The sequence below is a fragment of the Flavisericum labens genome, assembly GCF_045446075.1.
GTDB classification, from domain to species: domain Bacteria; phylum Bacteroidota; class Bacteroidia; order Flavobacteriales; family Flavobacteriaceae; genus Flavisericum; species Flavisericum labens.
This window is the reverse complement of record NZ_JBJJBQ010000014.1, coordinates 1-18113: the sequence shown is the minus strand read 5'-3', so window position 1 is coordinate 18113 and position 18113 is coordinate 1. Positions and strand designations below refer to the sequence as shown.

The following is an 18113-nucleotide window of genomic DNA, read 5'->3' as shown; positions in this document are numbered from 1 at the left end:
TTCTTGTTTAAAACAACACATAATAAATGGAACGGACGTTACTTAACTACCAAAACCCAATCCGTCTCGATACTCGGCGGAACAAAGATTCTTGGTTCGTCATATTTTAAAGCGATATTTTCAAGTGTTAGACTTTTACCAGTTTTAGTATCTATCCAAATGATATTGTTATAATCATGAGCTTCTAAACTTAAACTGAATGATTCTCCATTTGATGAAAACACTAGATACTGCTGACCTTTTTCAGCCAAGCACCATACTTTTTTTGAATCGTGGTTCATCAATAAGCCATCTGAAGGTTGCATTTTGAAAAACTCTATTTGCTCGGTCATGATTTCGCTCAAAATATCTAGTTGATAGGCAGATGCTGCATACGGGTTTTCGTCTCCATAGAATGGTAAACCTTCTTCACCAAAGGCTACCAAACTTTCCTCACCGGCATGCCCACACCAGTTAAAATAAGCTCCAGCGGTGACACAAGCCCAAGCCGACTGGCGTAAATCGTCCAAGGTAGCATGGGTTCGTTTTTGCCAAAAGCGTCGCCAAAGGGCATTGCCCTCAATCATGTAAACGGGTTTGCCTTCTACATAACCTGCTAAACACGCATCATGGTGCGTCCAAGGCTCTTTCCAAAATGGACGGTCGACATCGCGGTCTTCAGAAACTATGGAATGGTTTTCTATAGCTGCAAAATTATAGGCATCGCGGTGGTATTCATTCTTTGCTGGGTGCTCATCTTCATACGTTCGTAAGTGGTTAAAAACATCATATTTCTTAACCAGTTGTGCCCAGCCCAGTTCCTCTGCTTTCCTGTCGCCTGGCACTTCCCAAACGTAGCCCCATCCAGCGATATTGGCATAAGGCGCCAGACGCGATACCACGTAGCGCACATAGAAATCTTTTTCGGTATCGCTTAAGCTGGTCCATTTTGGTCCATCATTTTTGCTGCCGTCAAACCCTAAAAACATATGTAAGCCCACATCTTTTTGGTTTAACCATTGTACGTGGGTTTCCATCATTTGCCATACATCTAACCGCATAGTACTTGATGCTTTTCCTTCTTCATATAATGTTAAATTTTGAATAGAGGGTTGTGGTCCGTCATGATAATACTGCTCAAAACAACATAACGACAACAGCCAATTAACCTGTAAATGATTATAACCGCGGTCTAATATCGGTTGATAAACATTGTCCTTAATCCAATCAAAAGGTTGTGCTATTGAGCTATGGCCACTTTCATAATATGATTTTAGCCAAACAGGTTCTGTACCATTATATGCAAACCATCTGGGGTTTTCCTCATAAGCTCCTAAAATCCCTTTTCTGGCATTAGCTTCACTACAGATAAAAGCACCTTGGTCTCCTTTTGTGCCGTCACTCCAGTTCCAAGAATAGGTCCACTCGCCCAACTCGTTAGGCATAAAGCGTATTTTCCAAATATTGCCAGAAATGGAATCGCCTCCTCCGCTTCCATCGCCGTCAAAAAACCCATAAAATGTTGTAGTTTTTCCGGAAGGTGAAATAAATTCTGCAGTAAGCTCAACATCGATAAACTTGTTATTGTATGCCGTGTTGTTTTCAATTTCGGTTTCAAACGTATTATATTTTCCAACAGAAATTAGTGGCTCTGACTGATTGCAATGCACTAGGAACAAAAACACACAGAAGAAGTAAAATAGATTAAATTTCATGCTTTTAAAGATTTTTTCCTAATACCCTCCGCGGATGTGTTTATGAATTTCGGAAGCGTATAATCCTTTCAATCTATCATGAACATTTAAAGACAGTTCTTCAATATCGGACACCAAAGCGTTGCCAATAACTTGGTTTGGCGAACTCGCCCCTGGGATAATGGTGCTAACGGCCTTGTGGTCTAATATCCAGCGTAACGCCAATTGAACCATGCTTAAATTATTTGGTAAAATATCGCTCTTTATCGTGTCAACAAATTGCAAGCCTTTTTCAAAAGGGAGACCGGCAAAAGTTTCTCCAACATTAAAGGCTTCACCGTCTTTGTTGTAATTTCTATGGTCATCTTCCGGAAAGGTAGTTTGTGCATCAAATTTTCCAGTTAACAGCCCACTGGCCAAAGGTAAACGCACAATAATGCCAACGCCTTTTTCTTCCGCTTTCGGGAATAACTCGGTTACCAATTTTTGTCGGAAGATATTAAATATCACTTGTAAAGACAATAAACCTTCCTGTTCCATACAAATTAACCCTTCTTCAACAGTTTCTACACTGGATCCAAAGTGCTTAATTAATCCTTCTTGTTGTAATTCGCGCAGCCAATCAAATATTTCACCATCTTTTAAATATTGTGTTGGAATACAGTGTAGTTGCAATAAATCAAGCGAATCAACTTGCAATCTATCTAAAGAACCTTCAATCGTTTTCCTTAAAACATCTTTACTATATTTATCCGGAAAAGCATTTGCCGCACGCCCAAATTTAGTCGCTACACGAATAGGTTTATTGCAAGTCTTGATAAACTCACCAATTAGGGATTCACTTTTTCCGTCACCATACACATCGGCCGTATCAAAAAACGTAATGCCATTTTTTACAGCTTCGTTTAATATGTTAAAAGCGCTATCTTTTGAAATGTCTTTACCCCAATCGGCACCCAACTGCCAACAACCCAGTCCTACTTCACTGACTTGAAATCCTTGTTTTCCTAATTTTCTATGTTTCATTTATATATTATTTTTTCACCTTAGTTTTAGTTATTCAGGTGCTAAATATAAAAACATGGAAAGAGTTATTAACCTTTTATTTCTATTATTTATTGGCGCAAACTTTTGTAGTGTTCAATTTATTTCTACAGACGACCAATTAAATTTGGTGCCAGGGGCAATAGTTTCAGGTGCTACCTAGGGTGTGATTAATATGGCCACAAAAAACAAGAAAAAAGCATGAACAATAAATTTAGGAATTTACCATCCACGCTTTTCCGCTATTAAACCAATCTGATGATTTATGGTGTTAAAACGGCATTAATGACATGAATAACGCCATTTGTTGCTTGAACATTTAATAAACTTGGTACAAGCATCGTATTATCATTTATAGTTAAATTTTCTAAGTCTAAAACAAAATCTCCGTTAAGAGTAGTTACAGCACCACTAGATAAATCACTAGAATAAACGCGTCCTTCAACAACATGGTATAACAAAATAGGTGCTAAAACATCAGCAGACAAACTATTAACCACTTCTGTAGCCTCTTCAACATTTGAAACGTTTAAAAAGTCAATAAAAGCTTGATTTGTTGGCGCAAAAACAGTTAGTTGTTCGTAAGGGCCATCACCCATTAACACACCCGCTAAGTTTGCTTTGGTCGCCGCTGTTAACAATACTGAAAACTCAGGAGCTAAACTACTAGCCAATTCAACTAAATTTTGAGTTGGTGGGAATAAAATATCGTCAATGGCATGAATCACGCCATTACGGGCTTCTATATTAGCTAATACAACCTCGGAGGTGTTTATCATCACTCCAGAATCTAAGCTAACCTCAACAGCTGCGCCGTTTAAGGTTGGTACAAATCCATTAGATAAATCCGTACTAAAAACTTTTCCTGCCACAGCATGATATAACAAAATATCTATTATGCCGGGAAATGAACTTATATTTTGTTGATTCAGTCCATATTTAGCAAATGCGGCGTCTGTGGGTGCGAAAACCGTCAATTGATTGGATGATACGGTTCCAGCTAGTTTAGTTTTAGCCAAAGCAACACTTAAAGTTTTGAACGTTGGCTTCTTTCCTTTTTTGTCGCCTGATTTTGAGGCAATAGTAGTTGTTGATGTCCCATAATTTTTTAGAACTTCAACAATTGAAGGAGCATGCGAAGTATCATCTAACGGCACAACTTCTTCTGTACTACAGGAAAATGTTAAAATTAAAAAAACAAAAATAAGGAACATGGAAAATAAATGGGTAGAAATTTGGGGTTTCGGATAATTGGTGCTGGTTCTCATTTTAAAAGCTTTTTGTTTAACTATTATTTATTTTTATTAAACATAATAATACTGTTTAACTTTTACAACATTTATTTAAACAAAAAGACAAAACGTATAATAATGGCCATGAAAAACTATTTTTATAAGAAAAGAAAACTAGATATTATTCAACCAAGCGATTTATAATTGATTTTGTAGGAAGTATGCGATTGGTATGTTCAATACTTGGTCCAGCAACCCAAACCGTTTTATAAGTTGCTTTGGTCGCCGCTTTTTTTGTGGCATTCATCCCTATTGAAAACCGAATCATCTTCACCCATTTTTTAAGTTTTTTATTCTTATTCAAAATAGATTCTAACCAGGTAGCTTTAGTTCCTATTTTTTGTACGTAAGGTGTATTTATTACAGTGCAAGGTGTGCCAGAAATACGTTCGGTCATAACGATATCATCGGCGCCATAATCTACGCATGCTTGTTTGTATTCATTGGTAACGTTGGCTTCTTCTGATGCAATAAACGGACTGCCCACGGAAACCCCATCGGCACCATATTGCAACATTCTATCCATATCGGCCTTACACCCTACACCACCAGCTGAAATAATTGGTATACTACAATTTGCGGTCAATTCTTTTATCAAATCTTCGGGTGATAATCCACCTCGGTGGCCTCCCGCTTCATTATTTACGGCTATTACTGCATCAGCACCTAAAGCTTCAACTTTTTTGGCATAGGTTAAATCGGTAACATCACAGAATACTTTTATACCCACTTTATGCGCTCGTTTTATGGTTTCTTCTGGACTTCCTAAAGATGTAATGATAAAATCGCAACCTTCTTCACAAATTACATCCAATTGGTCTTTGTATTTTACGTTCGATTTGTTGACGATTAAGTTGAAACCAAACGAACCGTTTGAAGTTTTAGCGGCTTTGAGTTCTCTAGCTGCCAAACGCAATTCATCGAGCGTTCTGTAATTCAAGGCAGGAATACAACCAGCAATACCACATAACATAGCTTCTTTTACCATGGCTACATTCGAAACTAGAAACATAGGGGCCTGTATAATTGGGTGTTTTATGTTTAATAATTTGGTGAGTTTAGTTACGGACATTGAACAATAGATTTGAGCAAATATAATAAATTATTATGCATGCATAACAACTAGCCTTCTCAGTCTACAAAACGATAGTAGCCACACTTTAAATATGCCCCTTCTGGAAACCCAATGGGGTGATCTACGTCATGACCAGTTTTTAAAACTAATTCAAATTTACGACTTGACCTTAAAAGTTCTTGGTTGTTAATATCAAAAAATGCTTGAGCGACAACCCTTGATGAACATGAAGCCAAAACTAATAATCCATTTCTGCCTGTTAGTTTTTCTCCTAGTTCAGCAAGCTGCGCATATTTCTTTTTAGCCAACTCAATTTCTGAAGCTTGTTTCGCAAAACTTGGGGGGTCGATTACCACCACATCAAACGTCATCTTCGCTTTAATCAGCTTCTTCATTTCTTCAAAGGCATCACCAGCAATGGTTTTATGTTTACCCAAATAGTTATTTAACTTTCCATTTTGAACGGCTATTTCTAGAGCCTGTTTGCTAATGTCCAAACTAGTTACTTCACTTGCTTCATTAGCTAGAGCATGTACCGAAAATCCTCCGGCATAGCTAAATACATCTAAAACCGTTTTATTCTTGCTCCACTCGCCCACTTGTTTTCTGTTGGCACGATGATCTAAAAAATAGCCCGTTTTATGACCTTTTATCACATTTGCAGAAAAGTTTACGCCATGTTCTACAAACTGTACAACTTCATTCTCAAGCCTACCATAAACCACTTCTCCATTTTTAAGTTGATGGGATTTTGAGTTTTCTAAACTTCGGCTTAATCGAATTACAACCGTTTTTACTTCGGTTATTTGCTGTAGACTAGAAATAATACTTTCTAAATATGGTAACCAAATTTCTGAATATATCTTAACGACCAAAACTGATGAGTAAACATCGACTATTAGCCCCGGAAATCCATCGTTTTCGCCAAATAACAGACGGTAACTGTTAGTATTAGTCTTTAGAAGTTTTGTACGCTTAGCATATGCCTCTTCTATTTTCTTCTGGAAAAACACGCCATTTATTTCCACTTTCGCTGTACCACTATGAAGCATTTTAATTCGGATGGGTGACTGCGCATCATATAGGCCCAAACCTATAACCCGGTTCTTATTTTTACTAAAAATGATAACCAAATCGCCCGATCTAGCCTCGTCATTAATTTTAGTTATACTATTTGAAAACACCCATGGGTGACCTTGTTTTACAAACTGTTCTCCCTTGGTATTTAACTTAACTGCTAAGCGTTTGGGTTGGTAATTGGATATTATTTTAGATGAAAAAGACATTACAATTATTTCGGTAAAAGTAAACGTTTTATAAACAAAAAACACAACCATAATTTGATTGCGTTTCTCTTAAATCTAAAAAATAGATCTATCTAGTAAGTTCAATTCTCATTTCTATATTGGTAAAACTTTCTCCAATAGTTTGAGTAATGTCTTGAATTTCGTCTGCAACAATAATCAAGCTATTTCCTGTCAATTCAATTATTTGATAGGTAACACTTTCTGTACTTTCACTCTCCAGTATAGTTAACTCATTACCATTTTTAGTCCAATTAGCACTTGATGCAAAAGAATTATCAGGGACATTTTCTATTTGGCTTTGACCCAATGCTGATATGGTGAGTTTAACGCCATAAGAACCTTCTGAAGCCACAATATTAGGGTTGTCTGTAAATGTTAAAGTAAAATCAACATCATAACCTTCGCCAACATAATCGATTTTAAAGGATTCTCCTTCAAAGGTTGTTGTAGAAGTTCCGCTATAATTTACCGATTTTCCATGCCAAACCCCTAAAATATCTCCAGAGGCATCTCTGGGAGTATCATCGTTTGAACAAGAAGTTAACACTAAAACGAGTGCAATAAATAAAGTACTTAATTTTTTCATGGTATAGATTTGTTAATTTTCATTAAACTAAAGTAGAAGAAAATAAGCACAAAAAAACGCAAACATTAAAATGTTTGCGTTTTTTATAATAATTATAGATAAGCTTTTTACTTCACTTCTTCAAAATCTACATCCTCAACATCACTTCCTTCTGTTTGTCCATTTTGACTAGCATCTGGTCCTGGTTGTGCTCCACCTTCAGCTTGTTGTGCTTCAGCTTGTGCTTTGTACATTTCTTCGCTAGCTACTTTCCAAGCTTCGTTTATCTTTTCTAAAGCTGGCTCTATTTGTGCCAAATCTTTAGTTTCGTAAGCTTTTTTCAATTCTTCTAAAGCTTCTTCGATTGGTTTTTTCTTATCGTCAGATAATTTATCACCAAACTCTTCTAGTTGTTTTTCCGTTTGGAAAATCATAGAATCTGCTTCATTCAATTTTTGAGCAGTTTCAGCAGCAGCTTTATCTGCTTCAGCATTAGCTTCAGCGTCAGCTTTCATTTTTTCAATTTCTTCCTCTGTTAAACCAGAAGACGCTTCGATTCTGATATCTTGTTTCTTCCCAGTTGCTTTATCTTCGGCAGATACTTTAATGATACCATTGGCATCAATATCAAAAGTTACTTCAATTTGCGGCGTACCACGTCTTGCTGGTGGAATACCATCTAAGTGGAAACGTCCAATAGTTTTATTATCAGCAGCCATGGCTCTTTCACCTTGTAACACGTGGATTTCTACAGAAGGCTGATTATCGGCCGCTGTCGAGAATACCTGTGATTTCTTAGTTGGAATCGTGGTATTGGCTTCAATAAGTTTTGTAAATACATTACCCATAGTTTCTATACCAAGTGATAATGGTGTTACGTCCAATAAAAGAACGTCTTTTACATCTCCTGTTAAAACACCACCTTGGATTCCAGCTCCTAACGATACAACTTCATCTGGGTTTACACCTTTACTTGGCGCTTTTCCAAAGAATTTCTCAACGGCTGCCTGTACCGCAGGGATACGTGTTGAACCACCTACCAAAATAATTTCATCAATATCACTTTTGCTTAAACCGGCTGCTTTTAGAGCCGATGTACATGGCTCGATAGTACGTTTTACTAAATCGTCGATTAATTGTTCAAATTTAGAACGTGTTAACGTACGTACCAAGTGTTTTGGTCCGCTAGCAGTTGCTGTGATATATGGTAAGTTGATTTCGGTTTGAGATGAAGATGATAACTCAATCTTTGCTTTTTCGGCAGCTTCTTTTAAACGTTGAAGCGACATAGGATCTTTTCTTAAGTCCATGCTTTCTTCAGCGTTAAACTCATCTGCCAACCAATTGATGATTTTTTCATCTACATCGTCACCACCTAAGTGGGTATCGCCATCTGTTGAAAGCACTTCAAACACACCGTCTCCCAATTCAAGGATAGATACATCATGCGTACCACCACCAAAATCGAATACTACTATTTTTTGGTCTTTACCTTTTTTATCCAATCCGTAAGCCAATGCCGCTGCAGTAGGCTCGTTAATAATACGTTCTACTTTTAAACCAGCAATTTCTCCGGCTTCTTTTGTAGCCTGACGCTGACTGTCGTTAAAATAAGCAGGTACAGTAATTACGGCACGAGTTACATCAGCTCCTAAATAATCTTCAGCTGTTTTCTTCATTTTTTGAAGAATCATAGCCGATAATTCTTGAGGTGTATATAAACGACCTTCGATATCTACACGAGGTGTATCGTTATCTCCTTTTACAACTTTATATGGTACACGTTCTGCTTCTTTTTTAGACTCAGAATATTTATTACCCATAAAACGTTTTATAGAATAAACCGTTTTTGTTGGGTTTGTCACTGCTTGTCGTTTCGCAGGGTCACCTACTTTAATTTCGCCGCCTTCAACAAACGCAATTACCGATGGTGTGGTACGTTTACCTTCAGCATTTGGGATTACAACAGGTTCGTTACCCTCCATTACCGAAACGCAAGAGTTGGTTGTTCCTAAATCGATTCCAATAATTTTACTCATAATATTTTTATTAATTGTGTTGAATGTTCATTTTTAATTTCGGTTTGTATAAGTCAATCATTATGCCAACAAAAAAATGCTGACACAGTGTCAGCATTTCGATGTCAAATATGTAATCCTTTCTTATATACCACAGGTAGAACGGCGCCGTGTGTCAATTAAATAAATAATTTTCCATTGGTCGCCATCTTTAAAAAGTTGAAAGGAATTGACGCCACAGTGGCTAAACATACCATTAAACCAAAATTCATAAGGTGTCCAAGCATTTGCCATATTGCCATCTACCTGAATGCTGTAATCCAATAAACGTTCATCCCATTTTTGGTCTGCGGGCCTATTGGCAATGGCATTAATAAGCTTTTCAGGTTCATCCGTCACTAAAATATCTTTGCCTTCTTTATTTTTATAAGCCGTTTGTAATAAAACTTTATCCATCATTACAGATTTCATTAATGTGGTATCACCTTCATGAAACCCTTCAAAAAACGTATCGACAGCTAATTTTACTTCCGTTTCTTCTTCAGTTTGTCCAAAAATTGTAGATGTAAGTAAAAGTGTTAAGTAAAATATTGCACGTGCCATATCTAAAAGTTTTAAACTAAAATAACTGATGCCCAGTAATATAAAATGCCTTTAAAGAAAAGTTTAACAGTATCTCCTTAATTTAGTATTTTTACGGTCAACCTAAAACTAAACAAAACATTATAATGAAGAACTTCTTATTACTACTAACGGTAACACTATTTTTATCCTGTCAACAAAAATCTGAAACTAAGAATGATAAAACCGTTTCAAGTAACAATACCTTTCCGGACGGTACCGAAATTCCTGATTGGTTTTTAGATGATTCAAAAATAAACCCAAAAGATTTGGGTAAATTTTATGCCATTACTGATTTTGGAGTTAGTACCGATAGTACCGTGGTACAAACGGAAGCTATTCAAAATGTTATTGATGAAGCTTACCGAAACGGCGGCGGCGTTGTGGTCATTCCAAAAGGTACATTTTTAAGTGGGGCTTTATTTTTTAAACCAAATACACATTTGCACGTTACTGAGGGTGGTGTTCTAAAAGGGTCTGATAATATTGATGACTACCCGTTTTTGCCTTCTAGGATTGAAGGGCAAAGCATAGAATATTTTTCAGCTTTAGTAAATGCAAAAGCAGTTGATGGTTTTACCATTACGGGAAATGGTGTTATTGATGGCAATGGGTTAAATTACTGGAAAGCTTTTTGGCAAAGACGAAAAGAAAACCCAAAGTGTACCAATTTGGAGGTATCTCGACCACGCCTAGTTTTTATCTGGAAAAGCAACGATGTACAATTACAAGATGTGCATTTACGTAACTCTGGGTTTTGGTCTAGCCACTATTACCAATGCAATAATGTAAAAATTCTCGGTTTACGCATCACATCGCCGCATGAGCCTATTAAAGCACCAAGCACAGACGCTATTGATATTGATGTATGCTCAAATGTGTTGGTAAAGGATTGTTACATGGCCGTTAATGACGATGCTATTGCTCTTAAAGGAGGAAAAGGGCCATGGTCGCTTAAAAATGCCAGCAATGGTGAAAATACCAATATAATTATTGAAGATTGTGAGTTTGGTTTCTGTCACTCTGCATTAACCAACGGAAGTGAATCGTTACATAATAAGAACATTTTGATGCGTAATTGTAAAGTAAACGAAGCTAAACGCTTGCTGTGGCTAAAAATGCGACCCGACACGCCTCAACATTACGAATATATAACAGTTGAAAACATAACTGGACAAGCTCATAGTTTTATTTATATCAAACCTTGGACTCAGTTTTTCGATCTAAAAGGTCGTGAAGATGTGCCTCTATCCTATTCAGACCATATTACCATGAGAAATATCGATTTAAAATGCGATATTTTCTATGACATGAAAATTACGGAATATGACAAATTAACCAATTTTACATTTGAAAACATAACCGTTGAAGCTGAAGATGGTACTTACGACAAATCTATAATTGAAAATCTTACCTTTAACAACGTAAAAGTTAATGGTAAATTAATTGAGTAACTCCTACTTTTTTAAACAAACAAGAAAATTAAAATATGTCTACAGCAAATAAAGAGTACAGGCGCGTAACCGTAAAAACCTTGGTCGATATGAAGGCCAATGGTGAAAAAATATCCATGCTTACCGCATACGATTACACCATGGCGAAAATAGTTGATGGCGCTGGCATTGATGTTATTTTAGTAGGTGATTCGGCCAGTAATGTTATGGCTGGGCATGAAACAACATTGCCCATTACATTGGACCAAATGATTTATCATGCGTCTTCTGTTATTCGTGCGATAGACCGTTGTTTAGTTGTTGTCGATCTACCTTTTGGAAGTTACCAAAGTGACCCCAAAGAAGCGTTACGTTCTGCTATTAGAATTATGAAAGAAAGTGGTGCCCATTCTGTAAAACTTGAAGGCGGCAAAGAAATTAAAGACTCCATTAAACGTATTTTAAATGCGGGTATTCCTGTAATGGGACATTTGGGTTTAACACCACAATCGATTTATAAATTTGGAACATACACCGTTCGTGCTAAAGAAGAAGAGGAAGCAAAACGTTTAATCGATGATGCTAAAATGTTGGAAAAAATAGGATGTTTTGCTGTTGTTCTGGAAAAAATACCTGCTGCTTTAGCCAAAAAAGTTGCCGAAAGCGTTAAGATTCCAATTATAGGTATTGGTGCTGGAAACGATGTTGATGGCCAAGTATTGGTATTGCATGATATGCTTGGGATGACACATGAATTCAACCCCAGGTTCTTACGGCGTTATTTAGATTTATACGACGACATGACCAACGCCATTTCACAATATGTTGATGATGTAAAAACCAAGGATTTTCCCAATGAAAGTGAACAGTATTAAAATAGACTAGTTAGATATGTTAGAAGGATAGGTTTATGCATAATTTTAAAGAATTAGAAATTTGGAAAAGAAGTCGGTTGTTTTGTTCTAATATTTATTACGCAAAGTGAATTCGATAGTACTTTGAATGAGTTAGAAGAAATTATTAAAATGACCTCAAAATTTAAATCCACTTTAAGAAGCTGAAAAGCTCAATTTCTATTTAGAAATCAAACAAATCTAACATGGCTAAAGTATTGTCTGGCAAATCTAATCTTCAGGTTCTTTACGAAGACAACCATATTATTATTGTAAACAAACGCGCTGGAGATATTGTTCAAGGTGACAAGACAGGCGACACACCCTTAAGTGATGTGGTTAAAGCGTACATTAAAGATAAATACAACAAACCTGGCAATGTCTATTTAGGAACGGTACATCGGTTAGATCGTCCAACAACAGGATTGGTCATTTTCGCTAAAACCAGTAAGGTGCTTCCAAGGCTAAACAAATTATTCCTTTCAAAAGACATAAAAAAAACCTATTGGGCGGTCGTAAAAAACCAAACTCCTAAAACGAACGATACGCTAATCCATTGGTTGAAAAAGAATCCAAAAAACAATAAATCCTACGCACATTCAAAAGAAGTAGATGGCAGCAAAAAAGCGATTCTACACTACGAATTGATAAAAAAACTGGATAATTATTTTTTATTGGAAGTAAATTTAGAAACAGGCAGGCACCACCAAATACGCTCACAGCTTTCAAATATTGGCTGCCCCATCAAAGGAGATTTAAAATATGGGTTCGACCGAAGCAATAAGGATGCCAGCATTCATTTACATGCCAAACATATTGAATTTATTCACCCTGTAAAACAAGAGCCCGTTATTGTTTCTGCACCTCTGCCAGATGATGCCATTTGGAAAGCATGTTCTTACTAATTATCCATAATTATAAAAAAGAATAATGAGCGAAAGATGTTAATCTGTTGATGAATAATATATTTTTAATTTAGAGAATTTCTAAGCAGAAATATCCGCAATTTAACTTTTTGTAAAATCCTAATCTATAAAATTTCGATACATTTGCTATTCAATTTTTGAATCAGCAATCATGAAAAATACAGCCTTAACCCAAACACACGAAGCGCTTGGCGCAAAAATGGTTCCCTATTCAGGATTTAATATGCCTGTTCAATACGAAGGCGTTAATGCAGAGCACGAAACGGTTCGACATGCTGTGGGCGTTTTTGATGTGTCGCACATGGGCGAGTTTTTAATTGAAGGCGAAACCGCTTTAGAATTAATACAAAAAGTAACCAGTAATGATGCCTCGAAACTAACCATTGGAAAAGCGCAATATAGTTGTTTACCAAATGATAATGGAGGTATTGTTGACGATTTAATTGTTTACAGAGTAAAAGAAAACACCTATTTATTGGTTGTAAATGCCAGTAACATTGAAAAAGACTGGAACTGGATACAATCAAAAAATGACTTCGACGCAGAAATACGAAACTTAAGTGACGATTATTCACTGCTTGCCATTCAAGGTCCAAAAGCTGTTGAAGCCATGCAGAGTTTAACTAGTCAGGACTTATCAAATATCAAATTTTATAATTTCATTGTTGGAGATTTCGCAGGTATTGAGCACGTTATCATTTCAGCTACAGGTTATACAGGCAGTGGCGGTTTTGAAATTTATTGCAAAAACAGTGAAGTAAAACAAATTTGGGACAAAGTTTTTGAAGCTGGAAAAGACTTTGGTATAAAGCCCATTGGTTTGGCAGCTCGCGATACCTTGCGCTTAGAAATGGGGTACTGCCTTTACGGTAACGATATTGACGATACTACCTCGCCTATCGAGGCCGGTTTGGGCTGGATAACAAAATTTACTAAAGAATTTACAAATTCTGAAGCTTTTAGAGCTGAAAAAGAACGTGGGCCAGAACGTAAACTCATAGCTTTTGAATTAAACGAGCGTGGTATTCCGCGTCATGGTTACGATATTATTGATAGTAACGAAAAAAAAATCGGCCATGTCACCTCTGGTACCATGTCACCTTCATTGGGTAAAGGCATTGGATTAGGTTATGTTCCTGCTGTTTTCGCTGATGTTGGAAGTAAAATAAATATTCAAATTCGCAAGAAAGTGGTTCCAGCAACCGTTGTGAAATTACCGTTTTACAAAGTGTAGCAGATATTCTAATTGCGAGTGCAAATGCGTAGAAGAGAAAAAAGCAAACATAGAATTTTAATACTTGGTGCCAGTGGGTTTTTAGGAGGAGCTATTTACAAAGAACTCTGCTCTTACTTCAACACCTATGGCACTTATAATATCAGTAGCAAGGCACTTGAAAAAAACAAGCATTTTTTTCAATATAACATTGAAGAGGATGACGTTTACGAAATCTTAGATTTGGTAAGACCTACCATCATTATTTCTGCCTTACGCGGTGATTTTTCAAAACAAGTTTTAGTGCACCAACACCTTGTTGAATATGTGTTTGCTAATAAGGTGAGATTGTTATTCTTATCATCTGCCAACGTGTTTGATGCTTACACCAAATACCCGAGCTACGAAGAAGAAAAAACGTATAGCAACAGCATTTATGGACATTTCAAAATTAAAATTGAAAATATGCTATTACGTCTTCCTAAAAAGCAGATTGGCATTTTACGTTTACCCATGGTATTTGGTTCACAATCGCCACGTGTACAAGAAATAATTCAAAAAACTAAGGATAAAGAACCTATTGAAATATTTCCAAATTTAATTATTAATGTAACGACCGACTCGAAAGTCACGCAACAAATACACTACATTATCAACCGAAATAAATGGGGCGTTTTTCACTTGGGAAGTACCGATTTGGTGCATCACGACGATTTTATAAAAGAAATTATTGAAAACCTCGATTTAAAAAATCAACCTATTTTTAAACGCGTTTACACAACCAATGATGACCGTTACCTGGCTGTTCTCCCAAAAACGAACAAACTTCCTAAACATCTTCAGCTATTGAGTCAAGATATCCTAACCGATTTAAAATTAAGTTGATTTTCAGTAGTTAAATCACTATTTTTAGAAAAACACATATATTATGAGCAAACTTTCAGAACAAGACATAGAAAAAAAACTGCTTCGATTTCCAGATTGGGAATATTTTGATGATGCGATTCATGCCGTATTCGAATTCGGTAACTTTAAGGATTGTTTCAGCGCCATGAGTCGAATTGCCTTTGAGTGTGAGGCTTTAAACCACCACCCTAATTGGAGCAATGTTTACAATACGTTGACCATATCGTTATCAACCCATGATGCAGGCGGTGTCACAAATAAAGATTTTAAACTAGCTGAAGCCATTGAAAATATTGTAGAACCCGAAGAAGAAGAATAGTTTGTTTTTGGTTGGCATATTTTTAAATTTGCGAAACAATAATAACCTCTGTTTTTAGTAACAGAAGAATAAACATTCTTACTATGGGAAGAGCTTTTGAGTTTAGAAAAGCAAGAAAAATGAAACGCTGGGCGGCCATGAGCAAAGCCTTTACACGTATTGGAAAGGATATTGTAATGGCAGTAAAGGAAGGCGGACCAGATGCTGATACCAACGCACGTTTAAGGGCAGTTATACAGAACGCAAAAGCTGTAAACATGCCTAAAGACAATATAGAACGTGCCATTAAGCGTGCCAGCGATAAAAATCAAGGCGATTATAAAGAGGTTATTTTTGAAGGTTATGCACCACACGGCGTTGCTGTTTTGGTAGAAACAGCTACTGATAACAATACTCGTACCGTAGCCAACGTACGTAGTTATTTTAATAAATGTGATGGTAGTTTGGGAACTTCTGGTTCTGTAGTTTTTATGTTCGACCACACCTGCAATTTTAGAATAGACGCAGAAGGCTTAGACCCGGAAGAAATTGAATTGGAATTTATAGATTATGGTGCCGAAGAAGTATTTGCAGATGATGATGGTATTTTAATTTATGCGCCTTTTGAGAGTTTTGGTGCGATTCAAGCCGAATTGGAAAATAGAGGCATTGAAATATTGTCTTCTGGTTTTGAGCGCATTCCACAAGTTACCAAAACACTTACACCCGAGCAGGCTGAAGATGTTGAAAAACTCTTAGAGAAATTAGAAGAAGATGATGACGTACAAAACGTATATCACACCATGGAAGAAACAACAGAGTAAATTTATATTTTTATAGGGTGCTAAAACAGCGCTCTTTTTTCTAATCAGTTAAATAAAACGAACCTTTGGAAGTCAAAAAAACTATAAATTGGGGAATTATTGGTTGCGGAGATGTAACTGAAGTAAAAAGTGGCCCTCCTTATCAATTAACCGATGGTTTTAAGTTATCGGCCGTCATGCGAAGAGATAGAGAGAAGTTGCAGGATTACGCCACGCGCCATAATATAGAAAAGACTTATACTGATGCAGATAATTTGATTAATGATGAATCTATTGATGCGGTATATATTGCCACACCACCAGATACACATAAAATATATGCTTTAAAAGTTGCTGCCGCTGGAAAACCGTGCTGTATTGAAAAACCCTTAACACCAAGCTATACCGAAAGTTTAGAAATCCATCAAGCATTTAAGAATAAAAATATTCCGTTGTTTGTGGCCTATTACCGTCGGTCGCTTCCGCGATTTTTAAAGGTTAAGGAATGGCTGGATAGCGGTTTTATTGGCGAGGTTAGGCACATTAGTTCGCACTTAACTAAACCAGCTAGCGTAACAGATTTATCGAAAGAATACAATTGGCGAACCGATGTAAATACTGCCCCGGCAGGCTATTTCGATGATTTGGCTAGCCACAGTTTAGATTTGTTTGCATTCTTTTTAGGTGACTTTAAAGACGCTAAAGGCTTTAGCTTGAACCAGCAACGTTTATATTCTGCAAAAGATGCCGTAACGGCATCATGGCTGCATGAATCGGGGATTACGGGGTCTGGTATTTGGAATTTTGGTTGTAACGACCATTTAGATCAAACTATTATTTACGGCAGCAAAGGCACCATAGAATTTTCGGTATTCCATGAAAATCCAATTATTTTAATCAGTGATTCGAAAAACGAAAAACTGTTTATTGAAAATCCGAAGCACATTCAAAAATATCATGTTGAAAAAATGCGTGATGATTTAATTTTTGACAGAAACGACCACCCTTCTACAGGAGAAACAGCGCTTCGTACAAGTTGGGTTATGGATAAAATTCTTGGGAATATTTAAAGAATCATAGTTGATTTTGACAATCGAAATATTACTTTGATTGTTTATTTCTAACATAAATTAATTTAAAACGGGCGTTGGCCTGATTTCTCTCCTCCAACTCAAATTGCGGAAGCGATTTAAAAAGTGGTGTTAACTTTTGAAACCCAAAATTACGCGAATCAAAATTGGGCTGTTTCTTTATTATGAGTGTCCCAACATCGCCAAGAAAAGCCCAGCCATCATCATCTGCCGCATCATCAACTGAATTTTTAAGCAATCTGATTACTTTTGGCGTAATGTTATATAAATTCGATTTTTGTTTAGGTTTTCCTTTTTCATCTCGATCGTTATCATCACCTCCAAGAATTTCCAAGTAAATAAACTTATCGCATGCCACAATAAAGGGATCAGGCGTTTTTTTCTCGCCCATACCATAAACTACCATAGCCGCTTCACGCAAACGTGTAGCTAATTTAGTAAAATCGCTATCGGACGATACCAAACAAAACCCATTAACTTTTTCGGAATACAAAATATCCATGGCATCAATAATCATTGCTGAGTCTGTTGCATTTTTCCCCGTAGTATAACCATATTGCTGAATAGGTGTTATGGCATTTTCAAGAAGTACCTTTTTCCATTTAGAAAGGTGTGGTTTGGTCCAATCACCATAAATTCTTTTTATTGTAGGTGTACCGTATTTTGTAATTTCCTCCATCATTTCTGAAATATACTTTGCAGGAATGTTATCACCATCAATTAATACGGCTATTTTAATGTCTTTTATCATATGGCTAAATATACAGAAATATAATGACCAGTACTAAAATGCCCAATTTTAAATTACTTTTTAAACAATTGGCTATATGATAAAAAAAAAGCTACTTCATGAAAAGTAGCCTTTGTTTTTTTAAGTTAATTGTCCCGTCCTGAAATAGCGATACACTAAAACCTTAGTGTAATGGAATTACCAGAAAACGATGGGTATATCAAA

At 36.4% G+C, this 18113-nt stretch carries 18 protein-coding genes; 9 read left to right on the top strand and 9 right to left on the bottom strand.

Translation table 11 applies throughout. The features are described from left to right. Positions 1 to 38: 38 nt before the first annotated feature. Positions 39 to 1694 (bottom strand): DUF5060 domain-containing protein, encoded by a 1656-nt coding sequence (locus ACIEHO_RS15640; protein ID WP_406973443.1) that lies wholly within the window; start codon positions 1692 to 1694, stop codon positions 39 to 41. An 18-nt stretch (positions 1695 to 1712) separates the two neighbouring features. Then, on the bottom strand, positions 1713 to 2699 hold the full coding sequence (locus ACIEHO_RS15635; RefSeq protein WP_406973441.1) for an aldo/keto reductase: 987 nt from the start codon (positions 2697 to 2699) through the stop codon (positions 1713 to 1715). A 55-nt stretch (positions 2700 to 2754) separates the two neighbouring features. Here ACIEHO_RS15635 and ACIEHO_RS15630 point away from each other — a divergent pair, with 55 nt between their 5' ends. Then, the gene (locus ACIEHO_RS15630) at positions 2755 to 2880 is read left to right on the top strand and encodes a hypothetical protein (RefSeq protein ID WP_406973439.1); all 126 of its coding nucleotides are present in this window, start codon (positions 2755 to 2757) and stop codon (positions 2878 to 2880) included. A gap of 100 nt (positions 2881 to 2980) precedes the next feature. Here ACIEHO_RS15630 and ACIEHO_RS15625 read toward each other — a convergent pair whose 3' ends face one another. From ACIEHO_RS15625 to ACIEHO_RS15600, 6 genes are all read right to left on the bottom strand, one after another. Then, positions 2981 to 3985, bottom strand: coding sequence for a fasciclin domain-containing protein (locus ACIEHO_RS15625; protein ID WP_406973437.1), 1005 nt, complete (start codon positions 3983 to 3985; stop codon positions 2981 to 2983). 145 nt (positions 3986 to 4130) lie between these two features. Next, positions 4131 to 5081 carry an NAD(P)H-dependent flavin oxidoreductase gene (locus tag ACIEHO_RS15620; RefSeq protein WP_406973435.1) on the bottom strand — a complete coding sequence of 317 codons (951 nt, stop codon included), beginning with the start codon at positions 5079 to 5081 and terminating at the stop codon, positions 4131 to 4133. A 59-nt stretch (positions 5082 to 5140) separates the two neighbouring features. Then, complete coding sequence (locus ACIEHO_RS15615) at positions 5141 to 6370, bottom strand: class I SAM-dependent rRNA methyltransferase (protein WP_406973433.1); 1230 nt, start codon at positions 6368 to 6370, stop codon at positions 5141 to 5143. An 88-nt stretch (positions 6371 to 6458) separates the two neighbouring features. Next, complete coding sequence (locus ACIEHO_RS15610; protein WP_406973431.1) at positions 6459 to 6977, bottom strand: hypothetical protein; 519 nt, start codon at positions 6975 to 6977, stop codon at positions 6459 to 6461. A gap of 107 nt (positions 6978 to 7084) precedes the next feature. After that, positions 7085 to 8995 carry a molecular chaperone DnaK gene (gene dnaK / locus ACIEHO_RS15605; protein ID WP_406973429.1) on the bottom strand — a complete coding sequence of 637 codons (1911 nt, stop codon included), beginning with the start codon at positions 8993 to 8995 and terminating at the stop codon, positions 7085 to 7087. Positions 8996 to 9118: 123 nt separating this feature from the next. Beyond that, positions 9119 to 9577 carry a nuclear transport factor 2 family protein gene (locus ACIEHO_RS15600; RefSeq protein WP_406973427.1) on the bottom strand — a complete coding sequence of 153 codons (459 nt, stop codon included), beginning with the start codon at positions 9575 to 9577 and terminating at the stop codon, positions 9119 to 9121. Between the two features lie 125 nt (positions 9578 to 9702). Between ACIEHO_RS15600 and ACIEHO_RS15595 the strand changes: the two genes are divergently transcribed. The 8 genes from ACIEHO_RS15595 to ACIEHO_RS15560 all read left to right on the top strand — a co-directional run bounded on the left by ACIEHO_RS15595 (position 9703) and on the right by ACIEHO_RS15560 (position 17137). Continuing rightward, positions 9703 to 11049, top strand: coding sequence for a rhamnogalacturonidase (locus ACIEHO_RS15595; RefSeq protein ID WP_406973425.1), 1347 nt, complete (start codon positions 9703 to 9705; stop codon positions 11047 to 11049). 35 nt (positions 11050 to 11084) lie between these two features. Beyond that, positions 11085 to 11903: a 3-methyl-2-oxobutanoate hydroxymethyltransferase gene (gene panB, locus ACIEHO_RS15590; protein WP_406973423.1), complete on the top strand. Its 819-nt coding sequence runs from the start codon at positions 11085 to 11087 to the stop codon at positions 11901 to 11903. Positions 11904 to 12127: 224 nt separating this feature from the next. After that, a complete protein-coding gene (locus ACIEHO_RS15585; protein WP_406973421.1) occupies positions 12128 to 12826 on the top strand; it encodes an RluA family pseudouridine synthase in 699 nt (232 codons plus the stop codon). Positions 12827 to 12998: 172 nt separating this feature from the next. Then, positions 12999 to 14081, top strand: a complete 1083-nt coding sequence (gene gcvT, locus ACIEHO_RS15580) for a glycine cleavage system aminomethyltransferase GcvT (RefSeq protein WP_406973419.1) — start codon at positions 12999 to 13001, stop codon at positions 14079 to 14081. Between the two features lie 24 nt (positions 14082 to 14105). Then, positions 14106 to 14945: a sugar nucleotide-binding protein gene (locus ACIEHO_RS15575; RefSeq protein WP_406973417.1), complete on the top strand. Its 840-nt coding sequence runs from the start codon at positions 14106 to 14108 to the stop codon at positions 14943 to 14945. Between the two features lie 43 nt (positions 14946 to 14988). Then, positions 14989 to 15285 (top strand): 4a-hydroxytetrahydrobiopterin dehydratase, encoded by a 297-nt coding sequence (locus ACIEHO_RS15570; RefSeq protein WP_406973415.1) that lies wholly within the window; start codon positions 14989 to 14991, stop codon positions 15283 to 15285. A gap of 83 nt (positions 15286 to 15368) precedes the next feature. Then, positions 15369 to 16088 (top strand): YebC/PmpR family DNA-binding transcriptional regulator, encoded by a 720-nt coding sequence (locus ACIEHO_RS15565; protein ID WP_406973413.1) that lies wholly within the window; start codon positions 15369 to 15371, stop codon positions 16086 to 16088. A 65-nt stretch (positions 16089 to 16153) separates the two neighbouring features. Next, the gene (locus tag ACIEHO_RS15560; protein WP_406973411.1) at positions 16154 to 17137 is read left to right on the top strand and encodes a Gfo/Idh/MocA family protein; all 984 of its coding nucleotides are present in this window, start codon (positions 16154 to 16156) and stop codon (positions 17135 to 17137) included. Positions 17138 to 17168: 31 nt separating this feature from the next. Here the strand turns inward: ACIEHO_RS15560 and ACIEHO_RS15555 are convergent, their stop codons facing one another. Continuing rightward, complete coding sequence (locus tag ACIEHO_RS15555; protein ID WP_406973409.1) at positions 17169 to 17909, bottom strand: NYN domain-containing protein; 741 nt, start codon at positions 17907 to 17909, stop codon at positions 17169 to 17171. Positions 17910 to 18113: the final 204 nt, after the last annotated feature.